The sequence below is a fragment of the Paenibacillus solisilvae genome, from assembly GCF_042656405.1.
Lineage (GTDB): Bacteria > Bacillota > Bacilli > Paenibacillales > Paenibacillaceae > Paenibacillus_Z > Paenibacillus_Z solisilvae.
In genome coordinates, this window is sequence record NZ_JBHSOW010000054.1 from 1 (window position 1) to 4,902 (window position 4,902).

Genomic DNA, 4,902 nt, shown 5'->3' on the forward strand with positions numbered 1-4,902 from the left:
TCACCGGTGAGGTCACCGGCGGAGTAGTCGGGAGCTAAGTAGACCAGCTCCTTCTTTTGCGAATCGCCGGAGGTTTCGGCGAACGCGGGGACAGCCGATGCTTTATGTACTTCCGCTATTGTTGTTTCTGTAATATCAAATGTGGAGTTTTCTGTTTCGTCAGCAAACGAGACTGTCGGTAATACTAATAAGGAAGCTAAAGCCAAACACAGTAATTTGCACATCTTCTTCATGTAAAAAAACCTCCTAAAGTTTTTTTTAAAAAAAAGTTATTATGAATTCCTCCTTATAAAATATTAATGTATCAACAATTACCTATTGGATAATCGTCAATACACCTATTAGTCCTTTATTGGGAAGGGTATAAAATGGATACCCTTCCTTTTATTTGTACTATTTAAAAGACTAATAGGTTTAAATAAACTTGTCAACTATTATGTAAGAAAACCTAACAATGTTTTTGGGACATGGGGACAAGTTAGCTGTCCCTGTAGTATACAGAATATGGGTCAGTAAACGTTAAGTAGCCCCCAAATACTACATGGATGGTGTATTTCGGGACTATGTTTTGTTTGCTTCACTTTTTATCGGTACTCTGCATGCCGAGGGTAAACTAGATGACCACGGCAAGACTTTATCTATTTCTTTTTTATTTGTTAGATCCATATTTGGTAGCGTTTCAAACAAATAGCGAAGATAATGATAGGGACTCAAATCGTTCTCTTTTGCCGTTTCAACCACACTATACATGATGGAGTAAAATGGATAGCAAAACCAGCACGCTCAGCTTACGTCTCAACGATTTAGCGAACCAATTTTTCATATGAAAACCCTCTTGTCAGATTATTTGACACCATCATAACATATCTTTTTCTCAATTAAACATATTTTCATTTTGGTGAATGTTAGCAGTCATGCGAGGCTTTCAGCTAGCTATGCGATTTCTCCCCGACCGCAAAAAAGCCCCTCGGTGTTTCTCGCAGCACGCTCGTAGCCGAGCGTGCTGCGAGAAACGTCAATGGACTCGACAGCTAAATCACTACGTTTTAAAGAATTTTTCAACTCGTTTACATCGGAACCTAGTCGATGTGCTCTACCATAAAAGGTTTCAAGCAGCGTATCGTTTATATAGATCTGCCCTTGATTAATTTTTACTTTTTCACCAGGCAGCCCGATCACTCTACTGATATCATACTCTCCCATCTTCTCCTTTAGTTCATCGGGAGGTTGATAATAAACAATATCTTAAGTTATGATTGCCTCTATCCATGTTATCGTGACCATGATGATAAATAATCTGACCAGGTTGCAGATCGCCTTTGTTTATCGAATGAGTTACAGACTTAGTGGAGGAATCAGTAATTGTACTGGTGGAATAATTGTTGGCACACCCAGTAAGTATCAGCACAATTACAAAAAAAGCAATTGTCATTTTCATAAAATTACATCTCCTTTCTTTAATAATTCATTACTTCTTATATTATACGTCCGTAAGATTCTAACACCCAAAAAATTCCAACTGTTTTGTGAAATTATTGTATTATCCTGCCCGTTCAATGCCCAGCAGTACATCTGTACAAAATTCCTGATTTTGTGAAAAAGCTTAAGGAGCTGCCCCAGCAGCCCCTTAAGCTATCGTGCCCGTTGAATGACTTCAGTAAATTCCCTCCGCGCATACAGCTTTTCACAGCAATTTCTGTTGTTCCTTATCATTGTTGTTGTGATATGAAATCAAGAGGAGTATGATGTTCCTATTGAATTTTGATTTAAGGAGAAATAGAGATATATTATGAATAAATTGTCACGCCTTCAATCATTTGGCCTCATAGCCTTTCTCGTTATCGTATGGGGAGCCTCCTGGCCGATTTATAAAATAGCGCTAGACTATACGCCTCCTCTTCTTTTCGCCGGAATGCGGACACTGTTGGGTGGTTTGCTTCTCACCGTCTTGTTATTCCCAAGAAGGCACCTTATTCGCTGGAAACAAAATTATCAGGTATATCTCATTTCCGCCGCGTTCAATGTCGTATTATACTTTGGGCTGCAGACGGTCGGTTTATTGCACATGCCTTCCGGCTTGTTCTCTGTTCTGATTTATCTTCAACCGGTGCTTGTAGGTATTTTCGCCTGGATGTGGCTTGGGGAGCCGATGACCGCTTTAAAGCTGGCAGGACTGATTATCGGTTTCATGGGTGTTGTCACAGTCAGTGCCGGAGGTTTCTCCGGACATATTGCCGTAGTGGGTATCATAATTGCATTGGGTGCCGGAATAAGCTGGGCGCTCGGTATTGTTTATATTAAAAAAGAAGGTCATCGTGTCGATTCCCTTTGGCTTGTTGCTTTACAATTCTTACTTGGGGGAATCGTGCTCTCAGGGGCAGGCTCCATGACGGAGAAATGGACAAGCATTGTATGGAACGTTCCCTATTTATTGGGTCTCGTATTTGGCATTTTGATCGGGATTATAGCCTCATGGGCCGTTTATTTCAAGCTCGTAAAAACCGGAGATGCAAGTCAAGTCGCATCCTATACATTTCTTGTACCGCTCATAGCTGTCTTCAGCGGAACATTGTTTTTGAAGGAGCCTTTTACCATCAATCTGGTCATCGGGCTTATCTTGATCGGTTTAAGTATTTATCTGGTCAATCACAAATCTTCAGCATTAAAGCAGGTTCAGAAAGTGACTCATTCACAGCATTGACCCTAACAACGCAAAAAGGACAATTTCCTATTGTGGACTGTCCTTTTTATTTTTAGTCGATTCTTGTATCTCTGCAATTTCAAAAAGATCATTGCTTCACCAATTTTCCCGATGCTAACATATCCGGCTGCAGTTCGTTTCCGTTAATTGAATAAAAAGAGCAGGTTGAGCCACAGCTCGCCTACTCTCGATGGTATTTCAACTAACGTGCCCGTTAGTTCAGTGACTTAATTCACTGCATTGCAGAAAACATCCAAAAAACACCAAAAATCACTCCCCATACACTGAGAAGCGAACTAATCATAACAGGTAGCCATCTGACTCTCCTTAGTTTTATGTACATAATCACGAAAAATGGATATAAAACAAAAATCTTTATAACCAAGAAAATTAACGAAACAATTAATTCGTTTTGGAGAAACGATGATAAGATACCCATAAGGATTAATCCAGTTATTCCAACTGAATAGCCAACGAACTCCTCAAAAAAATTCGTTATGTAGTGGTTAACTTCAAACATAAGAGCGGCTACCATTGGGGGAAACAAAGTAATTACATACTGTGTTATCAGATGATGAAAGAAATTCCTTTCCAACAATGTTACCTCCACTTCTCGTTTCCAGGAGAGTTATCCTTCAATTCTAGTGCTGTCCCCATCGATATGCATAACAATAGTAAGCTGTTTAGAAAAGTAATATTCGATGTATTATTGGAAGTATCCTGCCCGTGAAAGGCTCCCTGTGGCAGCCTTTCTCGAGTCTCTATTCAACTAACGTACCCGTTAGTTGAATGACTTCTTCTTGTTTGAGATTATTATTGGCTATTCATTTTTTGACAAAACTCCAGTCAGCAACCAATCGCTGCTGTTTTTTCAACCCGTCTTGTCCTCTCTTCATATCAGTCTATGAACGAGGCGGGAAGGGTGCCATAAAGTAAGGACGACTAACTCAAGTAACGATTTCGGATGACCCCCATGTGATGAAGCTCGTGTCCTGACATGCCGTAAGCGAGGGCGCGCGCCGTAATGCTTACGTTGTTGGCTTTGCCCTTGCGGGACCACGCCTCCGTCGGTAACCCGCGCAGCAGTGTGATCGTCGATTGCCGTACGGCCCGGTAGTCTTCGGCCAATTGAGCGGTTGTCCAGCTTCCGAAAGGAGGAATGAACAATTCCTGGTCGAAACCGGGCAGAGGCGTCTGATCCCCTCTTGCAAATCGGAGCAAGCGGTAGGACATGACGCGTTCACTGTCTGCGATGTGGCCCACGACTTCTTTCAGCGTCCATTTTCCTTCCGCATACCGATAGGCGCTCTGGCTTTCGGTCAACGATGCCAGCAGCTCGGTCATTTGCTTTTCCTGGGCGAGCAGAATGTCGATGATGTTGCCTTCCGGCACCAACCGGATATACTCGCCGGCGTCCCCGGCGTATTCTTCTTCTGACGGTCTTTGGTTCATGCGTAATCACCTTTCTATGAAGATATAGAAAACTAAAATGTTCTTTCCAATGCTCTACCGCAATTTTTTTGCGAAATTCGTAACTTCGGCATATCTAATGAATTCGCGAAAGAATAGAACTTACCTTCTAACAATTGAGAGTAAGCAACCACTTAGTTGGTTGGTCGCCACGCTTAACTGCCAGTTAGCGTAACGAAGGACTGCCGCTCGGCAGCCCTTCAGTATTGCGCTATCGTACCCGTTAGCCATACATGCAGCGCAAGCGCTGCACCACAGATGATGAAAATGGGTAAGACTCTCTTAGGGCTGGGAGAGGAAGGTCGATAAGCTATGGTGCTATAGAGCCCATCCGTTAGTCTGACTTGGGCGGCCACGGTGCATCACAGATTGTCGCTCCCTCTCGGGAAGCACTCATGGGAGATTAATCCTACTCTGGTTGTTGCACCAGCCTCTGTCTAATTTAGCCGTTGAGAGGATGTATTTCGGTGGAAGTCGTCATTGAACGGGCATGCGGTATGGATATTCATAAGGATAGCATAACGGCATGCATTCTAACGTCTAAGGGAAAGGAGATTCAAACGTTTTCAACTAATATTTATTACAATTAATGGATTGGATTAAACAGCACGAATGTACTCACGTTGCCATGGAAAGCACAGGGGTATTTTGGAAGCCTATTGTAATCTGCTTGAAGCTGAAGGCATTGAATTTTTAGTGGTGAATGCTCAGCATATGAAAGCACTACCTGG

Annotated in this window: 4 protein-coding genes and 2 pseudogenes; 2 read left to right on the plus strand and 4 right to left on the minus strand. The window is 42.4% G+C overall.

Annotation, left to right across the window (positions count from 1 at the left end; translation table 11 throughout):
• From ACFPYJ_RS15080 to ACFPYJ_RS15090, 3 genes and pseudogenes are all read right to left on the minus strand, one after another.
• The coding region (locus ACFPYJ_RS15080) for a hypothetical protein (RefSeq protein ID WP_379188977.1) at nucleotides 1-233 on the minus strand (233 nt) is incomplete at its 3' end.
• Between the two features lie 328 nt (nucleotides 234-561).
• A pseudogene (locus tag ACFPYJ_RS15085) lies at nucleotides 562-756 on the minus strand (transposase domain-containing protein); the annotation flags it as partial.
• Between the two features lie 177 nt (nucleotides 757-933).
• Complete coding sequence (locus ACFPYJ_RS15090) at nucleotides 934-1,242, minus strand: S26 family signal peptidase (RefSeq protein WP_379188981.1); 309 nt, start codon at nucleotides 1,240-1,242, stop codon at nucleotides 934-936.
• A 547-nt stretch (nucleotides 1,243-1,789) separates the two neighbouring features.
• On the opposite strand from ACFPYJ_RS15090, the gene ACFPYJ_RS15095 reads away from it, so the two are divergent.
• Nucleotides 1,790-2,701 carry a DMT family transporter gene (locus tag ACFPYJ_RS15095; protein WP_379188979.1) on the plus strand — a complete coding sequence of 304 codons (912 nt, stop codon included), beginning with the start codon at nucleotides 1,790-1,792 and terminating at the stop codon, nucleotides 2,699-2,701.
• A gap of 942 nt (nucleotides 2,702-3,643) precedes the next feature.
• Here the strand turns inward: ACFPYJ_RS15095 and ACFPYJ_RS15100 are convergent.
• Nucleotides 3,644-4,153 (minus strand): DinB family protein, encoded by a 510-nt coding sequence (locus tag ACFPYJ_RS15100; protein WP_379188980.1) that lies wholly within the window; start codon nucleotides 4,151-4,153, stop codon nucleotides 3,644-3,646.
• Nucleotides 4,154-4,638: 485 nt separating this feature from the next.
• On the opposite strand from ACFPYJ_RS15100, the pseudogene ACFPYJ_RS15105 reads away from it, so the two are divergent.
• A pseudogene (locus tag ACFPYJ_RS15105) lies at nucleotides 4,639-4,902 on the plus strand (IS110 family transposase); the annotation flags it as partial.